The sequence below is a fragment of the Flavobacterium sp. genome (genome assembly GCF_027483985.1).
GTDB lineage: Bacteria > Bacteroidota > Bacteroidia > Flavobacteriales > Flavobacteriaceae > Flavobacterium.
This window is the reverse complement of the sequence record NZ_JAIXTJ010000017.1, coordinates 106,720-123,651: the sequence shown is the minus strand read 5'-3', so window position 1 is coordinate 123,651 and position 16,932 is coordinate 106,720. Positions and strand designations below refer to the sequence as shown.

The following is a 16,932-nucleotide window of genomic DNA, read 5'->3' as shown; positions in this document are numbered from 1 at the left end:
GTTATTGAATTTTATATTGAAATTGATTTTGAAATTAATTACTTCCAAGTTTCACCAACGATTCGTAAGTACACAAAAGCAATTGGAATGTTGGATAAAAGAATTAGTATTTTGATGGTATAATAGTCTTGATGATTTTTTTGGGTGAAGGCGAAGTAGGTAAGCCGAACTAGCATTATGAAATTAAGTACAAAAGCTATTATCAGATAGTAGGCACCAAGGCCAAATAAAGCGCCAGTTGGATTAATTAAATGTAAAATCAATAGAATAGTTCCTATGATAAATGAGCCAATGGCTAGCTGAGTGGAGAAAATGCCAGTCGCATTTTCGTATTGTTTTTTGGTCATTTTATTTAATATTAAAAGTTTCTTGAATAGTTTTTACAGAAATGTGTAGCATTTTATGGAAATCTAAATCATAGATTTGATGTGCATTTTTACCTCGTTTATAAGTAGAGACAAAATGTTTAAAATGAGTAGGATAGAAGATGGTTCCAATACTGATTACCATAAATAGATAAGCACTTTTCTTACCGTTTCCTAGCAAAAAATATTGCATTGCTATTTCGTCGGTTACCGCAACTTGTGTGTTTGTTAAAACGTGAATTACATCGTGATCTTCTAGTTTGGGTTGCATTTCGAAGTTGTATTTTAGTAGAAAACATCCCAAATGAAATCCCAGACTATCTTGTTGGTAGTTTATTAAATCACTTGGAGTTTCCTTCCAAGGAATGCCTTTTTTGAAGAACTTTTGGTACGGTTTCTTTGTGATTTCATACATTTTTTCAATTAGTAAATCTCTCATTAGTGCAATAATTGATAGTTTATAATGTGTCGTATTTTCCGATGTTATTAATAGATTCTTTGTGTTTTTTTGGAAGTAAAATCAACTTAACTAGATGATCTAACTTTACTATTTTACTAATTTTATAAAGCATTAGAAGCGTTTTTGTGGGGAAATATGATGTTTCAAATAGCATTTTGAAAACTATTTTCGGAACTAATATTTTCTGAATTTCAAGTAAAATGAAGTATCTAGAATTGCCTAAATGCTTTTGATATTGTTCAAATAAATGAATGGTGAATGTTCCTTTTTGTAAATTGTTTTCGAGATGAATAGTTCTGTCAATGATCCAATTGTTGTAGTTGATTGGTAAATTTTTCAAGCCCATTCGAATTCCTAATCTAGAAAACACATCAAAAATTTCTTCTTTTTCATTGATTTCTAGTCTTCTTTCTAACAATTCAAAAGAAAGAATCGAATAATCAATCAACATATAAAGTACATCGCGATAAGCCCAATCTGGTATGGTTTGTCCGCGACTTTTTTCAACGCCTTGATGTATCTGAGTTATTTTATCAATAGTTGCTAAGGCAAATTCTTCTTCTGAAAAGACTATTTTTTGTGCAAACTCAACTGTCGAAATTAATCGTTCCAGTGGATTTGCAGGAATCTTTCCTGTAAAGTACAACCAATCAACAGCTTTATTTAAGGCAAATTCTGCCGCTGAACCTGCAAAAATTAGCAAAACAGTATCTGTATTTTTCCAAATTTCTCTAACAATTGATTTTTCGTCAACAAAGTGGTTCATTTTAGTAATTTTTTATAATTATGGATTAATACGACAGTCATAATTCCAAGAGTATACGCAAGCATATCAGTCCATGAAAATGAGTTTCCGAGTAAGACGTTTAGGATTTTTATTTTATGTAAATCAAGTAATTCAAGAATATGGATGTATTGCAAAAATTCAATCGCATAACTAATCAATAAGGATAAGATTGCAATTTTGTTCAAATCGGTTTTCAGAAATGTTGCTAGTAAATAAAACACTAGAATCGAAGCGAGATAATCTCCAAATATTGGTCTGATGAATTGGTCGTTGACAAACAATGCAATTATTATTTCTACTATTAAGATGCTGCAACTGATGATTAAATATTTTGTTTTCATTTTCATTTTTAAAAGTACTTTGTATTTCAAAGTATATGGATAAAAAAATAGGACTAACTTTTTGATAGTAGTTTTTCAAGCGCATCAATATGATCTTGAAAAGCTTTTTTTCCTTCTTTGGTTGCTATGTATTTGGTATTAGGTTTTTTTCCGATGAATTGTTTTTCGATGGCGATGTAATTGTCGGCTTCAAGAGCTTTGGTATGAGAGGCGAGGTTACCATCAGTAACCCCAAGAAGTTCTTTTAACATATTGAAATCGGCACTTTCGTTTACCATCAATACCGACATAATCCCCAAACGAATTCGGTGATCAAAGGCTTTATTAATATTTTGTATGATGGATTTCATTTTTTTGTTTTAATCTATTTCTTGCCAATTGCCTTTACTAAAGAACATATTTCCATATTTATTTGATTCAAATACATAGTAGAATGTCCAAATTTCTCTGTATAAAGTTGGATTTTCTTCTAAAATATGAAATATAGGTTCTTCAAAATTTATTTTAATATGCGGACTTGTATAGCCTATATTGTAGCTAACAGTTCCTTCAATTGTTTTTATTATATTTTCTTTATCAGTTATGTAGAAAAATATTTTATCATCTTTTGTTATTTTAAATCGGTAATGATTGTATTGCCAATCGGATTGTTTGCCTGGACATTTGTATCTATTTATTACATAGTTTCCATAGATATCATCTTTTTCTACTTGTATTTTAGTAGTAAAAAAATCAAGAATCATTATTAAAAATGGTAAGCTGATAAAAATAATCCACAAACCAATGTTAAGTGTTCTAAATATTTTCTTTTTAAAAATTAATTTCAAAATCCATAATACTATCGAAATTGCTGAAAAAATGATAAATAGGAATGCTAGAGCAAATAAAATCATTTTTTAATTTCTATCATATTTAAAATACATCAAACTTCCATACAAAATATGGCAACCACCAAAACCTAACGCCCAAAACAGAATTCCGTATCCTAAAAACCAAGTCGATAATAAGCCTAAACCAATCATTGTCAATCCTAAATAACGTACATCACCAAGAGTATACTTACTGGCATTAACACAAGCCAATCCGTAGAAGATTAAATTTAGTGGTGCAATTAATCCAAACATATTTTTTTCAATCAAAAAAATAATAAAGAAACCACCTGTTGCAAGAGGAATCATAAAATTGATCAACAACCTCTTGGAAGCAGCGTTCCATATGTTCTCATTACTTTTTTTTGCTTTGTTGATGCTTAGTACTATGCCAGTAATAATTGATAGAACTAAAACAGTTATTGCTATGACCAACAATCTAATAACAGCGTCTTCGGTTATAATTAAATCACGATATTCGCCCATTGTTGTGTTGTCAAAGTAGATAGTTTTATAAGCTAACCACGAACCAATTAGCGCATAAAAGCCTGCCAAAATTCCTGATAAACCACTCAATGAAATAAAACGTGATGATTTGTTCATCAAATTTTTGATTTCAGTAATGTCGTTAAAATATTTTTCGTTTTCCATTTTAAAGTACTTTGAAATACAAAGTAAATACTATTTTTTTGTCCAACCAAATGTTTTTTGATTTATTTTTGATGAAAAATTATAACTAATGAAAAAAATCACATTTTTACTACTTCTTCAATTTTCAATTTCGTATTCTCAAAATAAGGATGAGCAAATGTTAAAAGACATTTACAAGTCTGCATTAACAGAGAATCACTGTTATTCTTGGCTTGATGACTTATCTAATAAAATCGGACATCGTTTATCGGGTTCAAGTGGTGCGGCAAAAGCTGTCGTTTATACGAAAGAGCAAATGGATAAATTAGGTTTAGACAAAGTTTATCTTCAAGAAGTTATGGTTCCGCAATGGGTTAGAGGTGAGAAGGAAGTAGCCTATTTACAAGTTGGAAAGCAAAAGAAATCTTTTCCAATTTGTGCCTTAGGAATGTCAGTTGCAACTCCTAAAAATGGATTATTAGCTAATATCATTGAAGTTAAAAGTTTAGAGGAATTAAAAGCATTAGGTTCTGATAAAGTAAAAGGAAAGATAATTTTCTTTAATCGTCCTATGAATCCAGAATTTATTGAAACTTTTCACGCATATAGTAGTTGCGTCGACCAACGTTCATCTGGAGCTAGAGAAGCTGGAGAATTAGGCGCTGCTGCAGTTATCGTAAGATCAATGAATTTAAGATTGGATGATTTTCCACATACAGGTTCTACAAATTATAAAGATTTGGCAGTTGAAAAAAGAATTCCTGCAGCTGCAATTTCAACTAATGGAGCAGAGGAATTGAGCAAGTTATTGAAGCAAAATCCTAATTACAAGCTATATTTCAAGCAATCTTGCAAAATTTTAGAAGATGTTTTATCCTACAATGTTGTGGGTGAAATTACAGGTTCTGAATATCCAAACAAAATTATGGTTGTGGGTGGACATTTAGATTCTTGGGATTTAGGTGATGGCTCGCACGATGATGGTGCTGGTTGTGTTCAAAGTATGGGTGTTTTAGAAATTTTCAAAAAACTTAATTACAAACCAAAACATACCATCAGAGCCGTTCTTTTTATGAATGAAGAGAATGGCGTTAAAGGCGGATTAAAATATGAAGAGCTTTCTAATCAAAATAAAGAGAATCACGTTTTTGCACTTGAAAGTGATTCGGGTGGTTTTACGCCAAGAGGGTTTTCTATTGATGCAGATGATACCAATTTTGACAAAATCACAACTTGGAAGAATTTGTTTGAACCTTATTTAATTCATATTTTTAGAAAAGGTCATACCGGAGTTGATATTGGACCATTAAAGTCAGAAAAAATTGTAAAAGTGGCTTTGCAACCTGATTCACAACGTTACTTCGATTATCATCACGCTGCCAACGATACTTTTGATGCTGTTAATAAAAGAGAATTAGAATTGGGTGCTGCTTCAATGACTGCATTAATTTATTTATTTGACCAATATGGTTTGCAATAAATGAAACTTGCAGAAGAGTATATTTTAAGCCAACCAGAACCTTATCGATCTATTATCTATAATTTACAAATTATAATTGAAAATGAAATTCCAAACTTAGAATTACATTACAAATGGAAGGTTCCTTTTTATTACTTTAGAGGAAAACCATTTTGTTTTATAAATGTAAGTCGTAAAAGAAAATATGTTGACTTAGGAATTGTAAAAGGATTTCAAATTAATAATCATCAAGAGTTTCTTATTTCGGATAAGAGAACAAGTATTAAATCACTTCGATATTTCTCGCTTGCAGATATTAATAGTACTATTTTAAAAGAAATCATTCAAGTGCTTTCGATACTATACTAAAAAAAAAAAAGAGACTGAATTTCAGTCTCTTTTTTTATTTACTAATTAATTATCTTATTTCTCGGTTGATATAAACCCATCCAGATTTAGATTCTACACCATCACGTTCAATTACGTAATAGTAAGTTCCGTCTGGCAGGTCATTTCCAGCGTCTGACTGTCCACCCCATTCTTTAACATAATTTGTTTTGGAATAAACTTTAGTTCCGTATCTATTGTAAATACTAAGAACTCTAACATTTAATCCTGTTAAATCGAAATAGTCATTAAAAGTATCATTATTTGGAGAGATACCTTTAGGAATTGAACAAGTCACATCATTAGCAACAAACACTTCAGTATCAAAACAAGTTCCTGTTGTTCCATTAGAAACAGTTACAGTGCAAGAATAACTGCCTGCAGTATTTCCTGGTACTTGTAGTAAAGGACTGTTGTTTATTATGGCTCCATTTGGTCCAGACCAAGCATAATTAGCCAAACTAAGATCAAATCCATTATTAGGAATTACTTCAAGAACATAGTTTGTTCCAACGCATCCACCAGTAATTGTAAATGATGGAGCAGGAGTGATAGTTATATTGAATGATTCTTGATCAGAACAACTTCCATTAGCAGCATATACAAAAAGTGTTGTATTTGTTGAAATCACTGTTCCAGCATTAACTTGAGTACCTGTACCATTTGTTCCAGTATAGTAGTTACCTGTAGTTAAAGTAGGTAAAACATAATTGTTACAAGAAGCTACATTGGCAATAGGATTAACTGTTGGTGTAGCATTAATGGTAATACTCATTGTTGTACTTGTTGCACAAAATGTAGTGTTCGGAGTGAAGGTATAAGTTACTGAACCAATATTTGTGGTATTGATTGCACTTGGACTCCATGTACCGGTAATACCATTATTCGAAGTATTCGGCAGTAAAGCAGCAACAGCATTTTGGCAAAGAGGACCAATTTGTGTAAACGTTGGAACTGTTTGTGAATTGATTGTTATTGTCATAGTTGCTGTTGTAGCGCAAAGTCCTGTATTTGGCGTAAACGTGTATGTTGTTGCACCAGCTACTGATGTGTCAATTACTGTCGGACTCCAAGAACCAGCTATACCATTATTTGATGTTGCCGGTAAACTAGGTGCTGTTGCATTTAAACAAATAGCAGGTATTTGAGTAAATGTTGGAACAGTTGGAGCATCTATTGTTACAGATAAAGTTGCAGTTGTAGCACATATACCTGAATTTGGAGTAAATGTATAAACTGTAGTTCCAGCACTTGTTGTAGTAATCACATTAGGATTCCAACTTCCTGCAATTCCTTCATTAGATGTTGAAGAAAGTGATGGCGCTGTACCATTTTGACAAATATTCGCAATTGTATTAAATGTAGTTACAACTTGAGGATCAACAGTAACTGTTAAAGTTGCAGTTAATGCACAACTTTGACTAGGAATTGCATCTGGTGTAAATGTATAAGTTGTATTTCCAGCTATTGCCGTATTGATCGTTGTTGGTGACCAAGTACCAACTATACCATTTGTAGATGTTGATGGTAAGCTTGGTGCTATACTATTTTGACATATTGATGGTATACTATTAAAAGTAGGTACTACTTGATTAATTATTGTTACATTTAATGTTGTAGGAGTTGCACATAATCCTGCATTAGGTGTAAATGTATAAGTAAAAGTTCCAACTATTGAAGTATCAATTGTACTAGTAGACCAAGTACCAGCAATTCCATTGGTAGAAGTCGTCGGTAATGAAGGTGGAGTGGCATTCAAGCAAATATCAGGTATTGGATTGAAGGTAGGTGTATCTGGTGTTGTAAAAGTTACCACTCCAGAAGTTGGAGCTGATGGACAACTTAAACTAGATATCGAAATACTATCTAATAAATTTCCAATACTTGGACTTCCACCTGTACTTGATACAGAAACAAATCTTAAAGTATAATCACTTCCACCTGTTGATGGCACAACATAATTTACAGTATGTAATACCCATGCGGTATTATTGTCAGTAAAGTTACCAAGGCTTACATATGGTCCGCCTAATGGTCCAATTTCTACACCAACGACATCATTACCTTGTCTTCCTCTATGAGCAAAAGATATGGTTAATGCTGTTCCCGGAAGAACACTAAAATCTTGGAATAAAGTTCCTGGAGTATTTCCATTTAACTCAATTAATTGATTGCCTGAGTAAGCAGTTACACCTTCAAAACCAGCTGGCCATATCTCGATGATATCATCTGCAGAAGTAGTATCCCAGCAAGGTACTAAGTTTTCATTAATTAAATTTGGAAATGCGCCTGTAGCAGTTGGATTCTCAAAATCAGTGTTACAGAAATTTGTAACTTGATTAATAACCACAGTGTAAGTTCCTGGAACTGTTGTGTTAAAAGAAGCTACGTTACCTGGATTAGGAAACGGAGCAGGAACAGTCCATGTGTAAGAATAGTTTCCTGGAATTGCAGGTGTTGCAGTAACCGTTGCACTTGAACCTAAACAAACTGTTGGATTATTCACTGTAACAACTAAGTTTGGATTTACAATTATTGTTAAAGTTGTTGTTAAACCACACTGTCCTGTATTGGGAGTAAACGTATAAGTTGTTGTAGCAGTGTTATCCAAAGCAGGCGACCAACTTCCTGTTATTCCGTTATTAGAAGTTGTTGGTAAAGCTGCTAAAGCATCACCAATACAAATTGGATTAACAGAGTTAAAAGTAGGAACTATTGATGGATTATTTACCACAATTGTCATAGTAACAGATCCAGCACATATCCCAGCATTTGGAGTAAATGTATAAGTTGTTGTAACATTATTATTCATTGCTGGCGACCAAGTTCCGACAACTCCATTGTTAGAAGTTGTTGGTAAATCAGCTAATGCAGCACCTTGACAAATTGGTGGTACTTGTGTAAAAGTAGGTGTCGTTGAACCCACACCGATTGTCATAGTTGTTGTAGTAGCACATAATCCAGAAGTTGGAGTGAATGTGTAAGTCGTGGTAGCTGTATTGTTCATTGCTGGAGACCAAGTACCAGTTACGCCATTGTTCGATGTTGTAGGTAAATCCGCCAATGGATCACCTGGACAAATTGGAGCAACTTGTGTAAATGAAGGTACTGTTGCCGGAACAATTATTACTTGTGTAGTTGTTGAAAATGCAGCACAACCGCCTGATGCAGGAACATTATACGTAACCGTATATGTATTAGGAATACTTGCACTTGGAATAATATTACCAGTAATTGAATTTATTGATAATCCGGAAGGAGATGCACTAAACGTTCCACCACTAGTTCCATTTACCGTTACAGTTTGTAAAGTGTTAACAGTATTACAATAAGACGGACTAGAATAAGATATTGTTGCATTTGCTGGTGCAGTAATTATGATAGTTCTTGTAGTTGTAATAAAAGGTATTGTATTACAAGTACCACCAATTGTTGTTGCTGTAGAACTTGTAACAATATACGCGCCAGGTGTACTTGCAGATAAATCTACTGTACCTGTAGCACTATCAATTACTAATCCTGCAGTTGAAGTATAAGTTCCAGCTGAAGCTCCAGGAGCTAAGACAGGAGTTGGATCAACACCATCTTGACAATAAGTTGTTTGCGGATAATTAAATGTATTAATTGGGAAACAAGCTGTCGTTCCACCACCTGAATTGGTTTGAGTAAATGTAACTGTACCGGCTTGATTTGAGAAATTAGTAATCATAATTACATATACTTCACATAATTGAGCATTTGGAATACACATAATTTCTGTTGGAGCAGAAGAGTAACTACAAGCGTGTAATGTTCCTGGGCAACCAGCTGCAGGAGTTGGTGCAGGAATTATACCCGGAAGCGGGTTTTGAGGAACTCCTGTACATGCATTTTGCAAGTCTGTAAATGGACCCCAAGCCACATAGTCAACATCTCTGCCGATACCGTTATTATCAACTTGAGAGATCAAATAAGTCAGTGGTCCAGCTTGGTTTACTTGTAAGAAAAAGAAAGCTGGGTTTGGAGAAGTAAATAAACATCCAATTTGACCTAGTGAAGGTACGTTAGTTGAATTTGCATAAGTAACTGTTTGACCAGTACAGAAAGCTGGTGCTTCAGTACAAGGAAGCGTACCAATACATAAACTGAAATTAACTAATTGTTGATTTGCAGAAGGAGAATATACTCTTAAATAATAAGTTACTCCTGCGGTTAGACCATCAGCAGCGTTACAGTTTAATTGAGTTAAAGCACCGCAACTGTTTCCTGTGAAGATAGCGTAATCTAAATCAGCTCCTGCAGGTACCACATTGTTAAAAGAAATTATATGCGTTGCAGAAGTTGCTGTAAATGTATACCAAACATCATCATTAGCTACTCCAGGAGGACAATTGACAGCAGGCAACGATTGTGTTGCTCCAATTAAAGTACCTGGTGTTGTTTGAACGCAATTTAAGTTTTGATTTACAATAGCAAATGTTGCATTTGAACATTCATCGTTTACTGGTAAAGTTCCAAAAGTCAATGGTTGTGACCATAAACTAGAATCAGTAGGAGAACAAATTGCTCTAACATAAAAAGTATAGGCTGCACCAGGAGGTAAGTTTGTAATTGTATATGGATTTGTAGTTACAACACCTAAAGTAGTTGCTGTTGGAGCAGGTGAACCTACAGGAACAAAATAAATTTCCCATGAAGTTGCTGTACCTTGCTCTGTCCAACCAAGAATTGCCGACGTTTGAGTAACACTGGTTGCAGTAAGGTTGATTGGTTTCGGACAAGTTGGTAAGAAACACTCACCAATTCCGTTATATAAAATACTACCTTGAGTTCCAGTTCCGGGAGCTTTTGTGTAGATTGTTGCTTGTGGCGCTAAAGCTTCTTGGATCGAAACTCCAACTTCATTAGCAAATGCTCCACCAGTATTCCATTGTAATTGGAAAGCTACTCCGTGACAAAGCGGAAATTGTACAGAAACTGGTCCTGTTCCATTTGTAAATGTAGCACCAAATGTACCAACAACGATACCATTTTGAATTACGCTCATTGTATTTCCATTCCATCCGTCGCCGAAGGTATCTGTCATTGTAAATGTATATAGACATTGGTCAGCAGGAGGGCAAATAGTTGTATTAAAAGTACCTGCTAAACTCGGATCTCCAGTATTAGTAGAAGAGCAGATTGGTCTTACATAAAAATTATAAGCGGTTCCTGAAGTTAATCCATTGACAGTAAACGGATTGGTAGGTGCGGCAGTCCAACCAGGATTATTTGGAAGTGGTGTTGTTGAAGGTGCTGGAACTACAATAACTTCCCAAGAAGTTTCAGGTCCAGTTGTTGTCCATCCCAAGGTTGCTGAAGTTTGAGAAATATTTGTTGCCACTAAATTGGTTGGAGGCAAACATGAAGGAACTAAACAATTTACAGTTCCAGTATATAGTGAACTATTTTGTGTTCCTGTACCAGGAGCTTTAGTGTATATAACTTGAGAAAATGAATTTGTAATAGAAACACCAACTTCATTTGCAAAAGCACCGCCAGCATTCCAGAATAATTGAACTGGCAAGCCATTACATAATGGAACTGTTACTATTACTGGTCCATTACCAGCTGTAAAAGTTGATCCAATAGTTGCAATAACTATTCCATTTTGAATTACATTCATTGTGTTTCCATTCCAACCATCTCCAAATGAATCTGTCATTGTGAAGGTGTAATTACATTGGTTAACAGGGTCACAAATGGTTGTATTAAACCTACGTGGTCCAGCTGGATCTCCAATATTTGATGTTGAACAAATAGGTCTAACATAAAAATCATATGCTGTTCCTGATGTTAATCCACCTACTGTGAAAGGATTTGTAGGTGCTGCAGTCCATCCTGTATTGTTAGGTAGTGGAGCCGGAGAACCTGCAGGTAGAATAATTATTTCCCAAGAAGTTTCAGGTCCAGAAGTAGTCCATCCTAAAGTAGCACCTGTTTGTGAAAGATTTGTTGCTGTTAAATTTGTTGGAGGTAAACAAGCAGGAGTTGTACAATTTACCGTTCCATTATATAGTGAACTATTTTGTATGCCTGTTCCTGGTGCTTTTGTATAAATTGTTTGATTGAATGAATTTATAATAGACACACCAACTTCGCCTGCGAAGGCACCACCAGTATTCCAAAATAATTCAAATGGTATGCCATCACATAAAGGTACAGTAATATTTATTGGACCATTACCTGCAGTAAAAGTAGTTCCTAAAAGAGCAACTTCTATACCATTTTGTCTAACACTCATTGTATTTCCATTCCAACCGTCTCCAAATGAATCGGTTAATCTGAAAGTGTAATTACATTGTTGCGCAACATCACAAATATTTGTATTAAATAAAAATGGTCCAGACCAAGCACTAAAAGTACCATTTCCGCAATCTGCTCTGACATAATATTGATATGCAGTAGCTTGAGTTAAGCCTGTAGCCGGATAGTTAGTGTTAATAGTTGTCGTTGTTCCTGAACCTGCCGGAATTGGACTTCCTGCGGGTTGTACTTCTATTTCCCAAGAAGTAGCTCCACCAGGATTACCCCAAGAGAGCGAAGCTGAATTCTGTCCAATACTAGATGCAGAAAGATTTGTTGGTTGAGGACAATTTACTGCTTGAATTACTAAGTTGTATGCAACAGTTTGCGGAGTTGCATTTGTTGAAATAACAATTACATATGTAGAACCGGCTGTTACACTTAAACTAGGAATTGATCTTATTCCACCACCATTATTAGCAACACCTGCTAAACAATTAACGCCAACGTTGGCACATCCATCATATACAAAAATACCAGACCAATCATCGTTTGGTGTCATAGTAATGCTTATTGTTCCTGAAGTAGTAGGTGTGTAGGTATAAAACACATCGTTACCCGTCATGTAGTTATCTGTTGTTCCGGCACACGCAGCTGGTTGGGCTGTATCTGTTGAATCACCGTAGTTAGCAGTGTTATCAGTAGTACTATAAGGTAAAGAAGTAATTTGAATTGGTGCGGTACAAGTTAAACCTGGTGGTACTGTACAAAAGTTAAATGGTCCGACATAAGTACTTGAACCATCTGTACATAAAGATCTTACATAATATACATAACAAGTATTTGGAGATAATCCAGATGCAACATAAGGAAGTGGTCCATTATAAACCGTTCCAACACCTGTTTGAACACCACCAACTGCAGGAATAACTTCAATTTCCCAAGAAGTAGAACCACTTGGATTTAACCAATTTAAGTTTGCAGTAGTTTGTGTAATTCCTGTAGCAGATAAATCGGTAGGCTCTAAACATCTTTGTACTAAGCTTACTCTATCAATTAACCATCTGTCTCCGCCTAAACCACCAGTTGGTTGGTTGAAACGCATCATAAAGGCAATGTAAACTTGCTGACCAGCAAAAGCACTTAAGTCAACAACTTTCTCTTCATAAATATTAAACGTTGTATTAAGCGTAGCTTCCGTCCATTGTGCAGGAGTTGCCGTATAGTTCGCTAGCGTTGTTTGAGTACCAACAACTGTATTTACTTTAATAAAATATTCTGTTCCGTTTGGACCATTAATAGTTGATCTTGTCCAGAAACGTAATTGACCATTTGTTGGTACTGTAACCAAAGGTGATGCCAAATAATCTTCTGAAGTATTTCCAAGGCCAATATTTTCACGGTCCATAAAAGCAGCATTTGTGCCTTCATATACATTTGCTGCGTTAGAATTTATACTCCATCGTCTTGTTGGACCGACGCCATTGTCAAATATTGCCCACTGGTTTCCAGTAGTTCCAGTTCCTAAAGTCCAAGGACTAGGAGTTGCTGGTGCAGGTAAATCTGGTCCTGACGTATTTTCAAAACCTTCAATTCCTGGTGTTGGAAACTGGGAATATCCGGCAAGTGTGAAAAATAATGTCAGAAATAATAAAATAATTTTTTTCATAAATGATATTAATTGATTGGTTTGTTGTTTAATAAAGATAATTACCAAAAATATAAAAAAATATAAAATATTTAAGTTAAATTTTGAAAATTCCTCCAAAAGCGATAATTCTTTGAAGAAAAAGGAAGTGCTGGCTTGCTTTATCAGAAGTTTCGTTTGTGGTTTTTATGTCATTCATATCAATAAAACCAGCTTTTAATTCTGTTTGAACGAAAAAATGTTTAAAAAAGGTAAAATTCAATCCAACTTTTGCAGATACGCCGTAGCCAGAAACATGAAAATCATCGTAACGTTGCTTTCCGAGAACTCTTGCGTTAGTTTTTGGATATAATAATCCCAAACCAACTCCTTCGGTTACATTTAGTTGAAATTTATCGGTGTTGGCAATTTTGAAAATCTTAGAAATATCATCAACTCTGCAAAATTCCGTGTTTATATAATTAAGTCCATCAGTGTGTTCAAAAGTTAGAAAAGGTGGCGGAGTAGAGGTATCTATCCCAGTATAATTTTCGAAAAAATTAACTGGCGTATTGTTATAGGTTCCGTTATATTGCGAACCGCTTTCGCTTGCTGGAAGATTTACATAACCTGATACATTTGCCGTTTGATTTTGTCTTAAAACATATTTCATATGGTCTAATCCAATAGAAATATTGTAATGGTCATTGATATAATATCCCATTCTAAAATTGGTCTGAGGAATGGTCATAGCACCAGGATTAATGTAGTCAACGTGCCAACCTTTTGGTCTATCATCAGCAACAGCATTATCAATGGTGAAATCATAATTAGCTCCAGTTAAACGAATATCAGATTTGGAGTAACTTTCTCGATTTCCTCCCCAAAAAATATAAAATTTACCTTTGTTATGACTTGTATATCGGTCGGAATTGCTTTTGTCTTGTGCAATTGTAACTTGTGTAAAAATAGTAAGCACACAAACTATTTTTAATTTAAAGTTTGAAAACATTTTTTAAAATTGATTGATTGTTTTACGAATTGCTACTAGTTTGGTCATTAAATCTTCGAAGTAATCTAAATGTAGCATGTTGGCACCATCACTTTTGGCATTTGCTGGATCAAAATGGGTTTCAATAAAAATACCATCAACACCAACAGCAATTCCTGCTTTAGCAACGGTTTCAATCATATCAGGTCGTCCACCAGTTACTCCAACAGTTTGGTTGGGTTGCTGTAAAGAGTGGGTAACATCTAAAACCGTGGTTGCATATTGTTGCATTGTTGGAATTCCTCTGTAATCTACAATCATATCTTGGTAGCCAAACATAGTTCCTCTATCGGTTACCATCACATTTTCATTTTGACAATCTAGTACTTTCTGAACAGCATGTTTCATACTTTCAGGACTCATAAATTGTCCTTTTTTTAGATTTACTGTTTTACCTGATTTAGCTGCGGCAACAACTAAATCAGTTTGTCTAACTAAAAATGCCGGAATTTGTAAGACATCTACATAAGCTGCTGCCATAGCGGCATCTTCATTTGTATGTATATCAGTTACGGTTGGAACGTGAAAGGTTTCAGAAACTTTTCTAAGAATTTTAAGCGCTTTTTCATCTCCAATTCCAGAAAAACTGTCTATTCTAGAACGATTTGCTTTTTTAAAAGAGCCTTTGAATACAAATGGAATCGCTAACTTATCGGTTATTGTAACTAATTTTTCGGCTATTCTTAAAGCCATTTCTTCTCCTTCAATTGCACATGGACCAGATAGTAAAAAGAAGTTGTCACTATCAATATGCTTGATTTGTGGAATTTTATTAATGTTCATTATGTTTGATTTTGATATGCAAATATAAAAATAAAAAACCTTCTAACTTGTTAATTAGAAGGTTTTCTGTTGATTAAATGTGATGGCGTAAAGTACCTTGTTTATCCTTTATTTTTTATTTTAAATCCTTTCGGACAAACTACTTTTCCTTTTTCATAAATATTGAGGTATAAATTTATTTTTTTTTCAGTTCCCTCAATTGTTATCTGATAAATATCTAATGTTCCTGCACCATTGCTGCTCTTTTTTGTTGGAAACGGACAACAAGTATCAATTTTTTCGTAAGTTATTTTTTCGCCATTCGGACCAGTTAAAGCATTAAAAAAATAAGTAATATTTTTAGGGGAATACTTTTCGTTTTCAAATCCAAGATTTATTGGATAATCCATTTTGTAACCATAGTTGCCTGACAAATCATATTCTGTAAGTATAAATTGTTTGTCTTTAATAGCGGGTTTTATGGCTGCATTATCAATATTTTTAATAGTTGATTTTATACTTCCGCAAGAAGTTAAAACTAAGTAGCTTATTAAAAGAAAGAATATCGATTTAGTTTTCATTTTTATTTGCTTCAATTTTGTTCAAAAGTGATAAATAATTATCAAAAATCAAACCAGATGGTTATTTTTGTAAAAAAAAATAAAATGGAAATTATTTCGGGTACGTGGCATTGGGCTATTTCTGGTTTTCTCATCGGATTAATTATGCTATCACTTATCTATTTCGGAAAAGTTTTTGGAATGTCTTCAAATCTTAGAACCTTGTGTTCGATGACTGGTGTTGGAAAAAAAGTTCCCTTCTTTGATTGGGATTGGAAAGCGCAACGCTGGAATTTAGTTGTTGTAGCAGGAACAATGCTCGGTGGTTTTTTCGCATCACATTATTTAAGTAATGATACCAATGTGGCCATAAGTGAGGTTACAATTCAAAAATTGCAAAATATTGGTATTGAAGCTCCAAATTCTAAATTATTACCTGATGCTTTATTTGGAAACAATCTATTTCAATCTCCAAAAATGATTTTATTTCTCTTAGTAGGAGGTGTTTTAATTGGTTTTGGTTCGAGGTATGCTGGTGGTTGTACTTCGGGTCATGCAATATCTGGATTGAGTAATCTTCAATTACCATCACTGAAAGCTGTGATAGGTTTTTTTGTAGGTGGCTTAATTATGGTACACTTTATTTTTCCTTTATTATTTAAATAGTAGACTATGAAATTACTAAAATATTTACTTGTTGGATTTGTTTTTGGAGTAGTATTAACTAAGTCTGAAGCAGTTTCTTGGTACAGAATTTATGAAATGTTTCAATTTGATTCATTTCACATGTACGGCATAATAATGACCGCGATTGTAACTGGTGTTATAGGAATACAAATTATTAAACGCAAAAAAATAAAAGACATCAACGGAAATCCGATAGAGATTCAAGATAAAGAAAAAGGAACTTTTCGTTATTGGATAGGAGGTTTGTTTTTTGGACTAGGTTGGGCTATGGTTGGAGCTTGTCCTGGGCCAATTTTCATTCTAATTGGCGCAGGCTTTATCTCTGTAGGTTTTATTTTAATCGGTGCTTTGTTAGGAACTTTTCTTTATGGTGTTGTCAAAGATAAATTGCCTCACTAAATAATCTCAGCACTCAATCCAGCTTCAAGCAATTGTGTGCACTGTGGTTTTAATTCGTTAAAAGCGCCAGTTTTTACTGTGCATTGTCCTTTGTAGTGAACCAAAATGGCACATTGTTCTGCTTGTTCAGCCGTATGTTCACAAACTCTCACAAGAGTATCGATAACGTGGTCAAAAGTATTAACATCGTCATTATACAAAACGATTTCGTTATTCACTCCAACTTGCTCAAGAACTGATACGTCTTCTTTTGTTTTTTCTATAGTACTCATAACTAGGTCTAT

16 protein-coding genes are annotated in these 16,932 nt (G+C 34.1%); 4 read left to right on the top strand and 12 right to left on the bottom strand.

Annotated features, from left to right (window positions below; genetic code table 11):
* Positions 1 to 38 precede the first annotated feature (38 nt).
* From Q0050_RS03380 to Q0050_RS03350, 7 genes are read right to left on the bottom strand one after another with little or no spacing between them, the layout of a single operon-like run.
* Positions 39 to 347, bottom strand: a complete 309-nt coding sequence (locus Q0050_RS03380; RefSeq protein WP_298392599.1) for a hypothetical protein — start codon at positions 345 to 347, stop codon at positions 39 to 41.
* A 1-nt stretch (position 348) separates the two neighbouring features.
* On the bottom strand, positions 349 to 804 hold the full coding sequence (locus Q0050_RS03375) for a Coq4 family protein (RefSeq protein WP_298392598.1): 456 nt from the start codon (positions 802 to 804) through the stop codon (positions 349 to 351).
* Between the two features lie 19 nt (positions 805 to 823).
* A complete protein-coding gene (locus Q0050_RS03370; protein WP_298392597.1) occupies positions 824 to 1,591 on the bottom strand; it encodes an oxygenase MpaB family protein in 768 nt (255 codons plus the stop codon).
* Positions 1,588 to 1,953 carry a DUF2809 domain-containing protein gene (locus Q0050_RS03365; RefSeq protein ID WP_298392596.1) on the bottom strand — a complete coding sequence of 122 codons (366 nt, stop codon included), beginning with the start codon at positions 1,951 to 1,953 and terminating at the stop codon, positions 1,588 to 1,590. Before Q0050_RS03365 ends, Q0050_RS03370 begins: the two co-directional genes overlap by 4 nt.
* Positions 1,954 to 2,006: 53 nt before the next feature.
* Positions 2,007 to 2,303, bottom strand: coding sequence for a transcriptional regulator (locus Q0050_RS03360; protein WP_298392595.1), 297 nt, complete (start codon positions 2,301 to 2,303; stop codon positions 2,007 to 2,009).
* A gap of 9 nt (positions 2,304 to 2,312) precedes the next feature.
* Positions 2,313 to 2,846: a hypothetical protein gene (locus Q0050_RS03355; protein ID WP_298392594.1), complete on the bottom strand. Its 534-nt coding sequence runs from the start codon at positions 2,844 to 2,846 to the stop codon at positions 2,313 to 2,315.
* 3 nt (positions 2,847 to 2,849) lie between these two features.
* Positions 2,850 to 3,473: a hypothetical protein gene (locus tag Q0050_RS03350; RefSeq protein WP_298392593.1), complete on the bottom strand. Its 624-nt coding sequence runs from the start codon at positions 3,471 to 3,473 to the stop codon at positions 2,850 to 2,852.
* An 88-nt stretch (positions 3,474 to 3,561) separates the two neighbouring features.
* Here Q0050_RS03350 and Q0050_RS03345 point away from each other — a divergent pair, with 88 nt between their 5' ends.
* Both Q0050_RS03345 and Q0050_RS03340 read left to right on the top strand, forming a co-directional pair.
* Positions 3,562 to 4,932: a M28 family peptidase gene (locus Q0050_RS03345; protein WP_298392592.1), complete on the top strand. Its 1,371-nt coding sequence runs from the start codon at positions 3,562 to 3,564 to the stop codon at positions 4,930 to 4,932.
* Entirely contained in the window at positions 4,933 to 5,280 is a 348-nt protein-coding gene (locus Q0050_RS03340; RefSeq protein WP_298392591.1) for a DUF1801 domain-containing protein, read from the top strand. It begins immediately after the preceding gene.
* 49 nt (positions 5,281 to 5,329) lie between these two features.
* Here Q0050_RS03340 and Q0050_RS03335 read toward each other — a convergent pair whose 3' ends face one another.
* From Q0050_RS03335 to Q0050_RS03320, 4 genes are all read right to left on the bottom strand, one after another.
* Positions 5,330 to 13,231 (bottom strand): fibronectin type III domain-containing protein, encoded by a 7,902-nt coding sequence (locus Q0050_RS03335; RefSeq protein ID WP_298392590.1) that lies wholly within the window; start codon positions 13,229 to 13,231, stop codon positions 5,330 to 5,332.
* Positions 13,232 to 13,307: 76 nt separating this feature from the next.
* The gene (locus Q0050_RS03330) at positions 13,308 to 14,201 is read right to left on the bottom strand and encodes a hypothetical protein (protein ID WP_298392589.1); all 894 of its coding nucleotides are present in this window, start codon (positions 14,199 to 14,201) and stop codon (positions 13,308 to 13,310) included.
* A 3-nt stretch (positions 14,202 to 14,204) separates the two neighbouring features.
* A complete protein-coding gene (gene kdsA, locus Q0050_RS03325) occupies positions 14,205 to 15,023 on the bottom strand; it encodes a 3-deoxy-8-phosphooctulonate synthase (RefSeq protein ID WP_298392588.1) in 819 nt (272 codons plus the stop codon).
* Between the two features lie 101 nt (positions 15,024 to 15,124).
* Positions 15,125 to 15,583, bottom strand: coding sequence for a 2-dehydro-3-deoxyphosphooctonate aldolase (locus Q0050_RS03320; protein WP_298392587.1), 459 nt, complete (start codon positions 15,581 to 15,583; stop codon positions 15,125 to 15,127).
* Positions 15,584 to 15,667: 84 nt separating this feature from the next.
* On the opposite strand from Q0050_RS03320, the gene Q0050_RS03315 reads away from it, so the two are divergent.
* Complete coding sequence (locus Q0050_RS03315) at positions 15,668 to 16,228, top strand: YeeE/YedE thiosulfate transporter family protein (RefSeq protein WP_298392586.1); 561 nt, start codon at positions 15,668 to 15,670, stop codon at positions 16,226 to 16,228.
* 6 nt (positions 16,229 to 16,234) lie between these two features.
* Entirely contained in the window at positions 16,235 to 16,648 is a 414-nt protein-coding gene (locus Q0050_RS03310) for a DUF6691 family protein (protein WP_298392585.1), read from the top strand.
* On the opposite strand, the gene Q0050_RS03305 is transcribed toward Q0050_RS03310, so the two are convergent.
* Positions 16,645 to 16,920 (bottom strand): ATP-dependent Clp protease adaptor ClpS, encoded by a 276-nt coding sequence (locus tag Q0050_RS03305; protein WP_298392584.1) that lies wholly within the window; start codon positions 16,918 to 16,920, stop codon positions 16,645 to 16,647. The two genes, Q0050_RS03310 and Q0050_RS03305, sit on opposite strands and share 4 nt — an antisense overlap.
* Positions 16,921 to 16,932 lie beyond the last annotated feature (12 nt).